Genomic DNA, 14110 nt, shown 5'->3' on the forward strand with positions numbered 1-14110 from the left:
CCGCAGCCCTCGAAGGGGCCGGAGGGCCTCCGCCGGGGGCCCTCAGAGCCTTCCGGCGGGTCGGCGAGCAGCTGTTTTCAGCCCATTCTCAGCCCCGCCACCGGTCGTCCTCCGCTGCCGCCCCACCCTCGCTCCGGCCCCGCTCCAGCTCTGCTCCCACCCCTCCGGTCAGGCCGGATCCGCCGGATGCGGTGCCATCGGCAGCAGCGCGGCCAGCCGCTGCTCGCAGAGCTCGGCCAGCCGGTCGTAGGCCTCCTTGCCCATCAGCTCGGTGAGCTCGGGCCGGTAGGAGACGTAGACCGGGTCACCCGCCCCGTGCGCGGACGTCGCCGACGTGCACCACCAGTGCAGGTCGTGACCGCCCGGACCCCAGCCGCGGCGGTCGTACTCCCCGATCGAGATCTGGAGCACGCGCGTGTCGTCGGGCCGTTCGATCCAGTCGTACGTACGGCGCACCGGCAGCTGCCAGCACACGTCCGGCTTGGTCTCCAGCGGTTCCTTGCCCTCCCGCAGGGCGAGGATGTGCAGCGAGCAGCCCGCGCCGCCCGCGAATCCGGGCCGGTTCTGGAAGATGCAGGAGCCCTCCCAGCGCCGGGTCTGGCGCTCACCGTCCTCGTCGACACCGACCCAGCCGGTCTTCGTGCCGACGTCGTGGAACTGCCACAGCTCCGGTGTGAGCCGCGCGACGTGCCCGGCCACCCGCTTCTCGTCGTCCTTGTCGGAGAAGTGCGCGCCCAGCGTGCAGCAGCCGTCGTCCGCACGGCCGGCCTGGATCCCCTGGCAGCCGCTGCCGAAGATGCAGGTCCACCTGGACGTCAGCCAGGTCAGATCGCAGCGGAAGACCTGCTCGTCGTCGGCGGGGTCGGGGAACTCGGCCCAGGCCCGCGCGAAGTCGAGGCCCTTCTCGTCGGGCCCGTCCGGCCCCGTTGCTTCCGGCTGCTGCGTCTCCCGCTTCGATTTCTGCTGCTTCTTCGTGGCTTTGTCCGGCTTCGCCTTTTTCGTCTTTGGCACCTGCCCAGAGTAAGCCGCAGTAGCGTTCCCGTATGAGACTCGGAGTCCTCGACGTGGGATCGAACACGGTGCATCTGCTGGTCGTCGACGCGCACCCCGGCGCCCGTCCGTTGCCCGCCCACTCGCACAAGGCGGAGCTGCGGCTCGCCGAACTCCTCGACAAGGACGGGGCGATCGGCCCCGAAGGTGTGGACCGCCTCGTGGCGACGGTCGCCGACGCCCTCCAGGCGGCCGAGGACAAGGGCTGCGAGGACGTGCTGGCGTTCGCCACCTCCGCCGTGCGCGAGGCGCGCAACGCGGACCAGGTGCTGGCCCGCGTGCGGGACGAGACCGGAGTCGCCCTCACCGTCCTCAGCGGTGAGGAGGAGGCCCGGCTGACCTTCCTGGCCACCCGCCGCTGGTTCGGCTGGTCCGCCGGGAAGCTGCTCGTCCTGGACATCGGCGGCGGTTCGCTGGAGGTCGGCTTCGGGATGGACGAGGAGCCCGACGCCGCCGTCTCGCTGCCGTTCGGCGCCGGGCGCCTCACCGCCGCCTGGCTCCCGGGCGACCCGCCGGACCCGGCGGCCGTACGGGCGCTGCGCCGCCACGTCCGTGCCGGTATCGCCCGTACGGTCGGCGAGTTCACCCGGCTGGGACCGCCCGACCACGTCGTCGGGACCTCCAAGACGTTCCGGCAGCTCGCCCGGATCACCGGCGCCGCCCGCTCCGGCGAGGGGCTGTACGTACAGCGCGTCCTCACCCGCAAGGCACTGGAGGAGTGGGTGCCGAAGCTCTCGGTGATGACCGCCGAGCAGCGGGGCGGTCTGCCCGGGGTCACCGAGGGGCGTGCTGCCCAGCTCCTCGCGGGGGCGCTCGTCGCCGAGGGCGCGATGGACCTCTTCGGGGTCGAGGAGCTGGAGATCTGTCCCTGGGCGCTGCGCGAGGGAGTCATCCTGCGCCGCCTCGACCACCTGCCGGCCGAGCAGGCCGCCACGGTCTGACCCCGCCTCCCCTTCATGGTCCTTCTCACTTTCAGCCGGGCTCCCTCGGCGCCGCCTGCCGCTGCCCGTACCCTGGCCAGGTGGCAGAACCAGTGGTGCGCATCCCGGATGCGAAGGTCGCCCTGTCGACGGCCTCCGTCTATCCGGAGTCGACGGCGACGGCCTTCGAGATCGCGGCGCGCCTGGGTTACGACGGTGTCGAGGTCATGGTCTGGACGGATCCCGTCAGCCAGGACGTCGAGGCGCTGAGGCGGCTGTCGGACTACCACCAGGTGCCGATCCTGGCCGTGCACGCGCCCTGTCTGCTGATCACCCAGCGGGTCTGGTCCACCGATCCCTGGGTCAAACTCCAGCGGGCCAGGGCGGCGGCCGAGACGCTCGGCGCGTCGACGGTGGTCGTCCACCCGCCGTTCCGCTGGCAGCGCAACTACGCCCGCGACTTCGTCAGCGGAATCTGGCGCATGGCGGACGAGACCGATGTGCGCTTCGCCGTCGAGAACATGTACCCGTGGCGCTACCGGGACCGCGAGATGCTCGCGTACGCCCCCGCCTGGGACGTCAGCGACGACGACTACCGGCACTTCACCGTGGACCTCTCGCACACCGCGACCGCGCGCACCGACGGTCTGGCCATGGTGGACCGGATGGGCGACCGGCTCGCGCACGTCCACCTCGCCGACGGCAAGGGCTCCGGCAAGGACGAGCACCTGGTGCCCGGCCGGGGCGACCAGCCGTGCGCGGAACTGCTGGAACGGCTGGCCCGTACCGGCTTCGACGGGCACGTGGTCATCGAGGTCAACACCCGCCGCGCCATGTCGTCGGCCGAACGCGAGGCCGACCTCGCGGAGGCGCTCGCCTTCACCCGGCTCCACCTCGCGTCGCCGGCGCGGACCCCCCGCCCGTGACCCCGGGCGCCGACGGCCCGCCCGCCCGGCGCAGGGGCCGGCCCTCCCGCACGGCGGACGCCGGGGGCCCCGACGCCAGGACCCGGATCCTGGAGGCGGCCCGCACGGAGTTCGCCGAGCGCGGCTACGACAGGACGTCGGTCCGCGGCATCGCCAGGGCGGCGGACGTCGACGCGGCCCTGGTCCACCACTACTTCGGTACGAAGGACGAGGTCTTCGCCGCGGCCGTCGAGGTCTCCTTCGAGCCCGCTCTCGTCATCCCCCAGATCCTGGGCGGCCCCTCCCAGGACCGGGGGGAGCGGCTGGCCCGGTACTTCATCGGCGTGTGGGAGAACCCGGCGTCCCGGGCGCCGCTGCTGGCGGTCGTCCGCTCCGCGCTCACGCACGAGGCGGCGGCGAAGGTGCTGCGCGGCTTCGTGCTGCGCCGGCTGCTGGAGCGGATCGCGGCGGACCTGGAGGTGCCGGACCCGACCTTCCGTGCGGAGCTCGCCGCCTCCCACATGATCGGCATCGCGATCCTGCGGTACGTGATCCGGGCGGAGCCCCTGGCGTCGGCGGACCCGGAGGAGATCATCGCGATGGTCGCCCCCACGCTCCAGCGGTACCTCTGCGAGGAGTGAGGGCAGCCCGCCCGCGGTCCGGCCGGCCGGCCCCGGTCCGGTCCCGTCGCCGCCGGGTGCTCCCGTGGCGGTCCGGCGGCCGCTGAGGGGCCTCCCCGCTGCCCGCCCACCGGGCACCCCGTCCCGAGTGCCGGACAGTATGTCCAGATCTTGGCACGGGAGGCGTACGCTCGGAGACAGTCTTTTCTGTCGAAGGAGCGAGCGACGATGCCCCAGCTGAGGTCCCGCACTGTCACCCACGGCCGCAACATGGCGGGCGCCCGCGCCCTTATGCGGGCGTCCGGCGTAGCCAGTGAGGACATTGGCAAGCCGATCATCGCGGTGGCCAACTCCTTCACCGAGTTCGTGCCCGGCCACACCCACCTCGCCCCCGTCGGCCGGATCGTCTCCGAGGCGATCAAGGCGGCGGGCGCGGTGCCCCGCGAGTTCAACACCATCGCGGTGGACGACGGCATCGCCATGGGACACGGCGGCATGCTCTACAGCCTGCCCTCCCGGGACCTCATCGCCGACAGCGTCGAGTACATGGTCGAGGCGCACTGCGCGGACGCCCTGATCTGCATCTCCAACTGCGACAAGATCACCCCCGGCATGCTGATGGCCGCGATGCGCCTCAACATCCCCACGGTGTTCGTCTCCGGCGGTCCGATGGAGGCAGGCAAGGCCACCCTCGTCGACGGCACCGTCCGCAAGCTCGACCTGGTCAACGCCATCAGCGACGCGGTCGACGAGAGCGTCTCCGACGAGGACATCCTCCGCATCGAGGAGAACGCCTGCCCCACCTGCGGCAGCTGTTCCGGCATGTTCACGGCCAACTCGATGAACTGCCTGACCGAGGTCCTGGGCCTGTCTCTGCCCGGCAACGGCTCCGTCCTCGCCACGCACACCGCCCGCAAGGCGCTGTACGAGAACGCGGGCCGCACGGTCGTCGAGATCACCCAGCGCTACTACGAGCAGGACGACGAGACCGTCCTGCCGCGCTCCATCGGCACCCGCGCCGCGTTCGACAACGCCATGGCGCTGGACATCGCCATGGGCGGCTCGACCAACACGATCCTGCACCTGCTGGCCGCCGCCGAGGAGGCGGAGCTGGCGTACGACCTCGACGACATCAACGAGGTCTCGCGCCGCGTCCCGTGCCTGTCCAAGGTCGCCCCCAACGTGGCCCCCGGCGGCACGTACTACATGGAGGACGTCCACCGGGCGGGCGGCATCCCCGCCCTGCTCGGGGAGCTGCACCGCGGCGGGCTGCTCAACGAGGACGTGCACGCGGTGCACTCCGACACCCTCGCCGAGTGGCTGAAGGACTGGGACGTCCGGGGCGGCTCCCCGTCCCCCGAGGCCGTGGAGCTCTGGCACGCCGCCCCGGGCTGCGTCCGCAGCGCGACCGCCTTCTCCCAGTCCGAGCGCTGGGACACCCTCGACCTGGACGCGGCCGGCGGCTGCATCCGCGACGTGGCGCACGCGTACTCCAAGGACGGCGGTCTGGCGGTCCTCAGGGGCAACCTCGCCGTGGACGGCTGCGTCGTGAAGACGGCGGGCGTCGACGAGTCGATCTGGACCTTCGAGGGCCCGGCCGTCGTCTGCGAGTCGCAGGAGGACGCCGTCGACAAGATCCTCCGCAAGGAGATCGAGCACGGCGACGTCGTCGTCATCCGCTACGAGGGCCCGCGCGGCGGCCCCGGCATGCAGGAGATGCTCTACCCGACGTCCTTCCTGAAGGGCCGCGGCCTCGGCAAGACCTGCGCGCTCGTCACCGACGGCCGGTTCTCCGGCGGCACCTCCGGTCTCTCCATCGGGCACGCCTCGCCCGAGGCGGCGTCCGGCGGCACGATCGCCCTCGTGGAGGACGGCGACCGGATCCGGATCGACATCCCGAACCGCTCGATCGAGCTGCTCGTCGGCGACGAGGAGCTCGCCGCCCGCCGCGCGGCACTGAACGGCGTGTACGCCCCGAAGAACCGCGACCGCAAGGTCTCGGCGGCCCTGCGCGCCTACGCGGCGATGGCCACGAGCGCGGACCGGGGCGCCGTCCGCGACGTCTCCAAGCTCGGCTGAACCCCGGCGGTCCCGTCCGGCCCCGTCCCTGGTCTCACCAGCGGGCGGGGTCGTCCGCGTCCACGGCGAAGACGGACCCGTCCGGGGCGGTGCCGACGACGCTCCCGCCCACCACGACGGGGGCGGGCAGGGACGAGGCGTGGCCGAGCTTCCCGTCCGTGAGCCGGGGGCGGGTCTGCCCGAGGAGCGCCCCGCGCTCCGTACCGACGGCGAGCAGCCGCCCGTCGGCAGCCGAGAAGTACAGCCGTCCGCCCGGTCCGAGCACCGGCGCCGAGGTCATGCCGACGGCCGTCTCCAGCCGCCACCGCTCCGCGCGCCCGGCGCCCGCACGGGTGTCCAGGGCCAGCAGCGTCCCGCCGCGTTCCAGCAGCAGGGCCGTGTCCCCGTCCACCACGGTCTCCGGCCCGTTCATCCGGAAGGGCAGCGCGATGCGGGTCGTGCCGCGCGTTCCCGGGTCGTAGCGGACCAGCGCGGTGGTCTGCGAGCGCTCGTTCATGGCGGTGAGCAGGAGCGCGCCGCCCGACGCCCCCGCCGGGGTGAGCATCCCGTCCAGCCTGCGCTGCCACACCGTGCCGCCGGTCTCCGCCTCGACGGCCGTGACCAGGGTGGTGGTCCCGTCCGCCGAGCCCTCGAACGCGTACGCGAGAGCGGTTTCCGCGTCGTACAGCGCGAGCCCCGGCATCGTGTGCCCGGGGACGGCGTGCCGCCAGCGTGAGCCGCCGGTCGCCGCGTCGAGTGCCTGCACCGTCCCGTCCTGGCGGACCGCCAGCAGAGAGCCGCCCGCCGGGAGGGGGGTGTCCAGATAGGCGGAGAGCCCCGTGTGCCAGAGCTCCGCGCCGTCACCGGGGGAGTACGCCCGGAGCGTGCCGCCGGCCACGACGGTGAAGGCCGGGCCCGCGGCGACCGTGCCGCCGGGTCCCTTCGACGACGTGTCCGGGTGCGACCAGAGGACGTCGCCGTCCGAAGGATCCAGCCGGGACGTGCCGGCCCCGGCGGTGACGCAGTACAGCGCGGCGTCGGCCCCCGGGACGCAGGAAGGAGTGGAGCCGCCCGCCGGGCGCAGCGCCGTCCGCCACGGCAGGGACGCGGCCGGGCGGGCCTCCGGCGCTCCGGCCTCCGGCTCAGGGGTTCCGGCGCCGCCCGGGAATCCGGCCGCCCACAGGCCTCCGGCCACCACCAGCAGTGCCGCCGCGGCGGCCACGAGGCGACGCCGCCCGCGAGGCCGCGTGGCCGTCCCGGGTCCGGTCGGCAGCCCGTCGCCCGCCCGCACGTGCGTGGTCCCCTCCTCCGCCTCCACCGACTCGACGGCCGGCGGCCTGCGCTGGACGGGTATGAAGGCGGCGGCCTCGTACGACGGAGGGTGCAGCGCGGCCATGATCTCGTCCGGGGTGGGACGGTCCGCGGGGTCCTTGGCCAGGCAGCGCCCGACCAGCGGCGCGAGGTCCGCCGGCACCCCGGCCAGGTCGGCCTCGTCGTGCACCACCTGGTAGGCCACGAGGTACGGGCTGTCCGAGTCGAAGGGCCCCCGGCCCGTCGCCGCGTGCACCAGCACCGCCCCCAGCGCGAACACGTCCGCGGCCGGACCGACCTCGCGGGGCCGCTGGAACTGCTCGGGCGCCATGTACGGCGGCGACCCGATCAGCTTGCCCGTCTCCGTGCGCAGATCGCTGTCGTAGGGCCGGGAGATCCCGAAGTCGATGACCTTGGGCCCGGAGTCGGGGAGCAGGACGTTGCTCGGCTTGAGATCGCGGTGGATGACCCCGGCCCGGTGGATGTCGCGCAGGGCCTCGGCGAGCCCGGCCGTCAGCCTGCGCAGTTCGGCGGGACTCATCGGCCCGTTCCGCTTCACCTGCGCGGAGAGCGTGGGGCCGGGGACGTACAGGGTGGCCATCCAGGGCAGCACCGCTCCCGGGTCGGCGTCCACGACCGGCGCGGTGAACGCTCCGCTGACCCGCCGGGCCGCCGCGACCTCCTGCCGGAAACGTGCCCTGAACTCCGGGTCCGCCGCATGCTGCCGGTGCACCACCTTGACCGCGAGCTGGAGCCCCGAGGCGGAGCGCGCCAGGTGTACGACACCCATGCCGCCCGCTCCGAGACATGCCTCCAGCCGGTACTGCCCGGCGTACTCAGGATGCTCCGCTTCCGGATGTGATCCGGTCCCTCGCAGCGGCGGCATCGCCCACCCCCGTGTGTTCGTCCGCAAGCGCGACGCACGGAGCCTAGTCGATGGTGCGTGCGAGGAACGTGGGGCTTGTTAGCCTGCGCGTCACACGCACCACTTTCAACGGGGGAGGCCTTCATGGGCGTTGAGGAGAACACCGTCGGCACGGTCACGGCGGACGGCGCGGCGGCGGGGGAGGCGACGGCGCTCGCCGCGGCCACCGTCGTCTACCCGATCGCTCCCGGCTACCGCGTCAACGTCCGCAGGGGGCCCGGCACCCAGTACGGGATCGTGCGGACGCTGCCGTACGGCATGAGCGTCCCGGTGTACTGCCAGAAGCCGGGGGAGCGGGTCTCCGGCCCGTACGGCACGTCGAACATCTGGGACAACATCGCCAACGGCCAGTTCGTGTCGGACGCCTACGTCAGAACGGGCAGTGACGGCTACATCGCGCCGCGCTGCGACTGACAGCACCGCCACGCGTCCTGGGACAATCGATTCCGTGAGCGAGAACAGCGAAGCCTCCGGAACGTCCCCGGCCACGCCTTCGGGCGGCACCGCGCCAGGGCCGCGGCCCGAACCCCTCCGTTTCTTCGGTACGACCTGGGTCGACCACGACGGCGGGTACGGGCTGCGGCGCGCGGCCGCCACCGCCGGCTCCCTCGTCGCGGCCGTCGTCGCGTGCCTGGTCCTGCGCTTCGCCTACCAGGGCCTGGAGATCGCCGAGGTGGGCGGCCTCGTCGGCATGCTGGTCGTGCTGATGTTCGCCGTGTGCAGCGCCATCGCCTTCCGCAAGACCTGGGAGGGCTTCACCCGCCGCCCCGCCGACCCGGCCCACGAGGACAGGCTGCGCGGCCTCAAGTCGATCGGCTTCATCGGCTCGCTCCTCGCCTACTTCATCCGCTCCTTCCAGGAGGCGCCGGGCGAGAAGCTGCGGCGCACGGAGTACGAGACGGCGCTGGCCCAGTACACGAAGCGCCGCTCGGCCCGGACCGGCAACCCGGCGGCCCGCAAGGGCGCCAAGGGGAAGCGGCGCGGGTGACGCGCCCCTGACGCGGGCGGAGCGCTCCGGGCGCGGGTGACGTTCCGGAACCGCCTCGCGTACGCCGGAGTGCGTGCACGATGAGGCCATGCCCGCATCCACGCCCCGCGCCCTCTCGTTCGACCGCGCCGCCGCTCTGTACGCGGCGGCGCGCCCCGGATACCCGCCCGCACTCCTGGACACCGTCGAGGAACTGGCCGGCCGCCCGCTGGACGGTGCCCGCGCCGTCGACGTCGGCGCGGGCACGGGCATCGCGACCCGGCTGATGGACGCCCGCGGCGCCCGGGTCACCGCCGTCGAGCCGGGTCCCGGGATGGCGGCCGAGCTGCACAGGACGCTGCCGTCCGTGCCGCTCGTCCGGGGCGACGGCAACCGCCTGCCCCTCGCCACCGCGTCGGCGGACCTGATCACCTACGCCCAGTCGTGGCACTGGACCGACCCGGAGCTGGCCCTCCCCGAGGCGCTGCGCGTCCTGCGTCCGGGCGGCGCCCTCGCGCTCTGGTGGAACGTCTCCGACCACTCCGTGCGCTGGGCCGCCGACCAGGACGCCCGGCTGCGGCGTCACTTCGGGGCGGACGAGAGCGCCCACGGCACTCCGGGCGGCGCCGGCTCCCGCAACCTCGCGCGGCTGTCCGGCGGCACGTTCACACGACGGCTGCTGCGGTGGTCCAGGACGGTGCCGGCCGCCACCCATCTCGCCAACCTCTCCAGCCACTCCGCCTTCCTCGTGCGCGGCGCGGCCGGCGAGGAGTCCACCCGCCGGTTCCTGGACGAGGAGCGCGCACATCTGGCCCGGGTGTTCCCCGACGGAAGGGTCGAGGAGCGCTACGTGGTGGAGCTCGCGGTGCTGGTGCGCCGACCCCGTACGCCGGTGGACGCCGTCCCTTGACGCGGTCCCTTCGGCGGGATCAATATTCATCGCATGATGAATTCTCTGCGTGCCACGGACGCGGGGGCCGTCCGGGCGCGTGACCTCACCGTCGTACGAGGGGACCGCACCGTCCTGAGCGGCCTCGGCTTCACCGTCGAGCCGGGCAGGATCACCGGTCTCCTCGGCCCCTCCGGCTGCGGCAAGTCCACCCTCCTGCGCGCCGTCGTCGGCACCCAGGCGAAGGTCACGGGAACGCTCGACGTCCTCGGCCGCCCCGCGGGCCACCCGTCCCTGCGCGCACGCGTCGGCTATGTCACGCAGGCACCGTCCGTCTACACCGACCTGACCGTGCGGCAGAACCTCGACTACTTCGCGGCCGTGCTCCGGCCGGGACGCGGGCACCGGGACTCCCGCGCGGAAGCGGTCACCCGCGCCCTCGGGGACGTGGACCTCACCGCACGGGCCGACGCCCTCGCCGGTACCCTCTCCGGCGGTCAGCTCAGCCGCGTCTCCCTCGCCGTCGCCCTGCTCGGCACCCCCGAACTCCTGGTCCTCGACGAGCCGACCGTCGGCCTCGATCCCGTACTGCGCCGCGACCTGTGGAACCTCTTCCACACCCTGGCCGACGAGCGGGGCACCACGATCCTCGTCTCCTCCCACGTCATGGACGAGGCCGAGCGCTGCCACCGGCTGCTCCTCATGCGGGAGGGCGGGATCCTCGCCGACGACACCCCCGACGCCCTCCGCGCCCGTACCGGCTCCGCCACCGTGGAGGAGGCCTTCCTCCGGCTCGTGGACGGAGCCGCGGGGCGCCCGACGCCCACGGACGCACCCGACGCGGACGAAGACGCCGCCGCCCGCCGGGAGGAGACCCGATGAGCACCCGCACCCCCGCCCTCTCCCCGGCCCGGATGCTCGCCACCGCCGCACGCGTCCTGCGCCAGCTCCGCCACGACCCCCGCACCGTCGCGCTGCTGCTGGCCGTCCCGGTCCTGATGATCACGCTGCTGCGCTACGTCTTCGACGCGGGCCCGGGGACCTTCGACGCCGTCGGCGCCTCACTGCTCGGCGTCTTCCCCCTGATCACGATGTTCCTGGTGACCTCGATCGCCACCCTGCGCGAACGCACCTCCGGCACCCTGGAGCGCCTCCTCGCCCTGCCCCTGGGCAAGGGCGACCTGATCGGCGGCTACGCGCTGGCCTTCGGCGCCGTCGCGGTCCTCCAGTCCCTCCTGGCCACCGCGATGTCCGTGTGGGTCCTCGGACTCGACGTCGTCGGCTCCCCCTGGCTGCTGCTCCTGGTCGCCCTGCTCGACGCGCTCCTCGGCACGGCCCTCGGCCTGTTCGTCTCGGCGTTCGCCGCCTCGGAGTTCCAGGCCGTCCAGTTCATGCCCGCCGTGATCTTCCCGCAGCTGCTGCTGTGCGGACTGTTCACACCGCGCGACCGGATGCACCCCGTCCTCGAAGCCGTCTCCGACGTCCTGCCGATGTCCTACGCCGTCGACGGCATGAACCAGGTCCTCACCCACACCGGCGTCACCGCGGCCTTCACGCGCGACGTCCTGATCGTCGCCGGCTGTGCGCTGCTCGTCCTCTGCCTGGGCGCCGCCACCCTCCGCCGCCGCACCGCGTGACGGCGCGGTGCGAGGATGGCGAACCACCCCGCGTACCGCGCACCGCCACCCGGAGGATGAACCGCATGACCCAGACCGTCGCAGTCCTCGGTACAGGCAAGATCGGCGAGGCCCTGCTCAGCGGCATGATCAGGGCCGGATGGCGGCCGGGCGACCTGCTGGTGACCACCCGCCGCCCCGAGCACGCCGAGAAGCTCCGTACGCGCTACGGCGTCGAGGCCGTCACCAACGCCGAGGCCGCCAAGAGCGCCGACATCCTCATCCTCGCGGTGAAGCCCCAGGACATGGGCAAGCTCCTCGACGAGCTCGCCCCCCACCTCACCGCCGACCGCCTCGTCATCAGCGCGGCCGCCGGGATCACCACCGCCTTCATCGAGGAGAGCCTCGCCCCCGGCACCCCGGTCGTCCGCGTCATGCCGAACACCCCCGTCCTGGTCGACGAGGGCATGTCCGTCATCTCCGCGGGCAGCCACGCCACCGCGGAACACCTCGCTCACGCCGAGTCGATCTTCGGCGGCGTCGGCAAGACGCTCCGGGTCCCCGAGTCCCAGCAGGACGCGGCCACGGCGCTCTCCGGTTCGGGACCCGCGTACTTCTACTTCCTCGTCGAGGCGATGACCGACGCCGGGATCCTGCTCGGCCTGCCCCGCGCCCAGGCCCACGACCTGATCGTCCAGGCCGCCATCGGAGCGGCGGTGATGCTCCGCGACAGCGGTGAACACCCCGTCAAGCTCCGCGAGGCCGTGACCAGCCCGGCCGGCACGACGATCAGCGCCATCCGGGAGCTGGAGAACCACGGGGTGCGGGCCGCCCTCATCGCGGCCCTCGAAGCCGCCCGCGACCGGAGCCGCGAGCTGGCCACCGGCAACGGCTGAGCGGCTACGCCACCGAGGCCACCAGGTCCTCGGTGCGCACGACACTCGCGAACCCACCGCCGTGCAGGGTCACGGCGGTGGCACGCGCCAGCTCCCGCGCGCTCAGCCTCCACCCCCACGGGCCCACCGCGTCGAAGGTGTGGGTCGCGTCGAGCGCGAAGAGGACCTCGTAGCCGAGATTGCCGCCCATGCGGGCCGTCGTCTCCGCGCACATGTTGGTCTGGATCCCCGCCACCACGATCTGCCGTACCCCGGCCTCCCGCAGCCAGGCGTCCAGATCGGGGGTCCCGTAGAAGGCCGAGTTCACCGACTTCGTCAGGAACAGCTCCGGCCCCGGCCCCCTTCCCCGCCTCTCCTCGACGTACCCCTTGAACGCGTTCCCCGGGTATCCCTCCCGCAGGGGTGAGTCCGGCGTGAGCGAGTCGTGCCGTACGAAGACGACGGGCCGGCCGCTCGGCTGCCAGGCGTCGAGCAGCCTCGCGATGTTCCGGTCGGCCTCCGGATTGTCACGCGGCCCCCAGTACGCCTCCTCCTCGAACCCCTGCTGTACGTCGACGACCACCAGCGCTGCGCTCTCCGCGATCTCCATGCACGCCACTCTGCTCCCGGCGGCGGACCGTTCCCAGAGGCGCGAAAGCCATCGATCGATGTTTTACTGCCACGATGACCGCGCTCCCGGACCCCACCCGTATCGCCCTGGTCGCCTTCCCCGGCATCCGCGCCTTCGACGTCTCGGTCATCACCGAGGTGTGGGGGGTGGACCGCACCGACCGTGGGGTACCCGCCTTCGAGCTGCGGCGCGTGGCGGGCGAGCCGGGACCCGTCCAGCTCAGGGGCGGGCTCTCCCTCGCCCCCGACCGGACCCTGGACTGGCTCGCCGGCGCGGACCTCGTCGTGGTCCCCGGACTCGACGACCACCGGACGCCCGCGCCCGGTCCGGTGCTCGAAGCACTGCGACGCGCCCACGACCGGGGTACTCCCCTCGCGGCGCTCTGCGGCGGCGCGTTCACCCTCGCCCAGGCCGGGCTCCTGGACGGCCGCAGGGCCGTCACCCACTGGGACCTGACCGAACTGCTCACGGCACTGCATCCGCGGGTGACCGTGACGCGGGACGCCCTCTTCCTCCACGACGACAACATCTGGACCTCGGCCGGCACCGCGGCGGGCATCGACCTGTGCCTGCACCTGGTGCGGACCGCCCACGGAGCCGAAGCGGCGGCGACGATCGCGCGTTCGATGGTCACGGCCCCGTTCCGCACGGGGACCCAGGCGCAGTTCATCGAGCACCCCACGCCACGCGCCGACCGTGACGCGGACGCCTTGGCGGAGGTCCGCGCCCATGTACTGACCCGTCTGGCGGAACCGCACACGGTCGCGACCCTCGCCGCCGGAGCGGGCATGTCGGCCCGCACGTTCGCCCGCCGGTTCCAGGCCACCACCGGGACGACGCCGATGCGGTGGCTGATCATCCAGCGCGTCGCCGCAGCGCAGAAGCTGTTGGAGAGAACCGACCTGCCCCTCCCCGAGGTGGCCCGTCGTGCGGGGTTCGGCAGCGAGATCACGATGCGCCAGCACTTCGCGACACACCTGACCACCAGCCCGCGCGACTACAGGCGCGCCTTCCACGACCGGGGCGGCCCGACCGGGGTTGACACGCCCGGCATGCATCCGTAGTGTGCTCCGAGTTGTCCGACGTGAGCTCCGACTCCGGTCGGTCCCCGGACAGCCATTCCGCAGTAACCACTCGAAACGAACGACATCTGTCGTGCGTTTTTATGTGCGCACGTGCGAAATGAGGAATCAGCGTTCGAAGGAGCCCGATTAGCGTCGGGGCCGGGGATTCCGCTAAAGTCTCACTCGTCGGAACGGCCCAAGGGCCGGGAAGACGAACCCCGCTGACTGGGAATCAGGCCCGAAAGGATCTGATAGAGTCGGACTCGCCGGAAAGGGAAA

14 protein-coding genes are annotated in these 14110 nt (G+C 73.0%); 11 read left to right on the top strand and 3 right to left on the bottom strand.

Annotated elements, in window-relative coordinates:
- Positions 1-168 precede the first annotated feature (168 nt).
- On the bottom strand, positions 169-1011 hold the full coding sequence (locus tag ACFVS9_RS15820) for a hypothetical protein (protein ID WP_389932623.1): 843 nt from the start codon (positions 1009-1011) through the stop codon (positions 169-171).
- 32 nt (positions 1012-1043) lie between these two features.
- Here ACFVS9_RS15820 and ACFVS9_RS15825 point away from each other — a divergent pair, with 32 nt between their 5' ends.
- The 4 genes from ACFVS9_RS15825 (at position 1044) to ilvD (ending at position 5574) form a co-directional block, all read left to right on the top strand.
- On the top strand, positions 1044-1991 hold the full coding sequence (locus tag ACFVS9_RS15825; protein WP_389932626.1) for a Ppx/GppA family phosphatase: 948 nt from the start codon (positions 1044-1046) through the stop codon (positions 1989-1991).
- 95 nt (positions 1992-2086) lie between these two features.
- A complete protein-coding gene (locus ACFVS9_RS15830) occupies positions 2087-2896 on the top strand; it encodes a sugar phosphate isomerase/epimerase family protein (protein ID WP_383117791.1) in 810 nt (269 codons plus the stop codon).
- Positions 2893-3516: a TetR family transcriptional regulator gene (locus ACFVS9_RS15835; protein ID WP_383117780.1), complete on the top strand. Its 624-nt coding sequence runs from the start codon at positions 2893-2895 to the stop codon at positions 3514-3516. The genes ACFVS9_RS15830 and ACFVS9_RS15835 overlap by 4 nt, the downstream gene beginning before the upstream one ends.
- A 207-nt stretch (positions 3517-3723) precedes the next feature.
- Complete coding sequence (gene ilvD / locus ACFVS9_RS15840) at positions 3724-5574, top strand: dihydroxy-acid dehydratase (protein WP_383117779.1); 1851 nt, start codon at positions 3724-3726, stop codon at positions 5572-5574.
- Between the two features lie 34 nt (positions 5575-5608).
- Here ilvD and ACFVS9_RS15845 read toward each other — a convergent pair whose 3' ends face one another.
- Positions 5609-7750: a PQQ-binding-like beta-propeller repeat protein gene (locus ACFVS9_RS15845; protein ID WP_383117778.1), complete on the bottom strand. Its 2142-nt coding sequence runs from the start codon at positions 7748-7750 to the stop codon at positions 5609-5611.
- Positions 7751-7873: 123 nt separating this feature from the next.
- Here ACFVS9_RS15845 and ACFVS9_RS15850 point away from each other — a divergent pair, with 123 nt between their 5' ends.
- The 6 genes from ACFVS9_RS15850 (at position 7874) to proC (ending at position 12157) form a co-directional block, all read left to right on the top strand.
- Entirely contained in the window at positions 7874-8203 is a 330-nt protein-coding gene (locus tag ACFVS9_RS15850) for an SH3 domain-containing protein (RefSeq protein ID WP_383117777.1), read from the top strand.
- A 34-nt stretch (positions 8204-8237) separates the two neighbouring features.
- Positions 8238-8777, top strand: coding sequence for a hypothetical protein (locus tag ACFVS9_RS15855; protein ID WP_383117776.1), 540 nt, complete (start codon positions 8238-8240; stop codon positions 8775-8777).
- A gap of 88 nt (positions 8778-8865) precedes the next feature.
- The gene (locus ACFVS9_RS15860) at positions 8866-9666 is read left to right on the top strand and encodes a class I SAM-dependent methyltransferase (RefSeq protein WP_389932632.1); all 801 of its coding nucleotides are present in this window, start codon (positions 8866-8868) and stop codon (positions 9664-9666) included.
- A 33-nt stretch (positions 9667-9699) separates the two neighbouring features.
- Entirely contained in the window at positions 9700-10527 is an 828-nt protein-coding gene (locus tag ACFVS9_RS15865; RefSeq protein ID WP_389932634.1) for an ABC transporter ATP-binding protein, read from the top strand.
- Complete coding sequence (locus ACFVS9_RS15870; protein ID WP_389932637.1) at positions 10524-11282, top strand: ABC transporter permease; 759 nt, start codon at positions 10524-10526, stop codon at positions 11280-11282. Before ACFVS9_RS15865 ends, ACFVS9_RS15870 begins: the two co-directional genes overlap by 4 nt.
- A gap of 65 nt (positions 11283-11347) precedes the next feature.
- Positions 11348-12157, top strand: coding sequence for a pyrroline-5-carboxylate reductase (gene proC / locus ACFVS9_RS15875; RefSeq protein WP_389932640.1), 810 nt, complete (start codon positions 11348-11350; stop codon positions 12155-12157).
- Between the two features lie 4 nt (positions 12158-12161).
- Here the strand turns inward: proC and ACFVS9_RS15880 are convergent, their stop codons facing one another.
- Positions 12162-12746 (bottom strand): cysteine hydrolase family protein, encoded by a 585-nt coding sequence (locus tag ACFVS9_RS15880; RefSeq protein ID WP_389932643.1) that lies wholly within the window; start codon positions 12744-12746, stop codon positions 12162-12164.
- 74 nt (positions 12747-12820) lie between these two features.
- Between ACFVS9_RS15880 and ACFVS9_RS15885 the strand changes: the two genes are divergently transcribed.
- A complete protein-coding gene (locus tag ACFVS9_RS15885) occupies positions 12821-13831 on the top strand; it encodes a GlxA family transcriptional regulator (protein ID WP_383117770.1) in 1011 nt (336 codons plus the stop codon).
- Positions 13832-14110 lie beyond the last annotated feature (279 nt).

Source organism: Streptomyces sp. NPDC058008, from assembly GCF_042886395.1.
Taxonomy (GTDB): domain Bacteria; phylum Actinomycetota; class Actinomycetes; order Streptomycetales; family Streptomycetaceae; genus Streptomyces.

What these genes read in the sequence shown, in the direction of transcription:
- ACFVS9_RS15825 (WP_389932626.1), top strand. Translation starts at nt 1,044, where the DNA reads ATGAGACTCGGAGTCCTCGACGTGGGATCGAACACGGTGCATCTGCTG.
- ilvD (WP_383117779.1), top strand. Translation starts at nt 3,724, where the DNA reads ATGCCCCAGCTGAGGTCCCGCACTGTCACCCACGGCCGCAACATGGCG.
- ACFVS9_RS15845 (WP_383117778.1), bottom strand. Translation starts at nt 7,750, where the DNA reads ATGCCGCCGCTGCGAGGGACCGGATCACATCCGGAAGCGGAGCATCCT.
- ACFVS9_RS15850 (WP_383117777.1), top strand. Translation starts at nt 7,874, where the DNA reads ATGGGCGTTGAGGAGAACACCGTCGGCACGGTCACGGCGGACGGCGCG.
- ACFVS9_RS15860 (WP_389932632.1), top strand. Translation starts at nt 8,866, where the DNA reads ATGCCCGCATCCACGCCCCGCGCCCTCTCGTTCGACCGCGCCGCCGCT.
- ACFVS9_RS15865 (WP_389932634.1), top strand. Translation starts at nt 9,700, where the DNA reads ATGATGAATTCTCTGCGTGCCACGGACGCGGGGGCCGTCCGGGCGCGT.
- ACFVS9_RS15870 (WP_389932637.1), top strand. Translation starts at nt 10,524, where the DNA reads ATGAGCACCCGCACCCCCGCCCTCTCCCCGGCCCGGATGCTCGCCACC.
- proC (WP_389932640.1), top strand. Translation starts at nt 11,348, where the DNA reads ATGACCCAGACCGTCGCAGTCCTCGGTACAGGCAAGATCGGCGAGGCC.
- ACFVS9_RS15880 (WP_389932643.1), bottom strand. Translation starts at nt 12,746, where the DNA reads ATGGAGATCGCGGAGAGCGCAGCGCTGGTGGTCGTCGACGTACAGCAG.
- ACFVS9_RS15885 (WP_383117770.1), top strand. Translation starts at nt 12,821, where the DNA reads ATGACCGCGCTCCCGGACCCCACCCGTATCGCCCTGGTCGCCTTCCCC.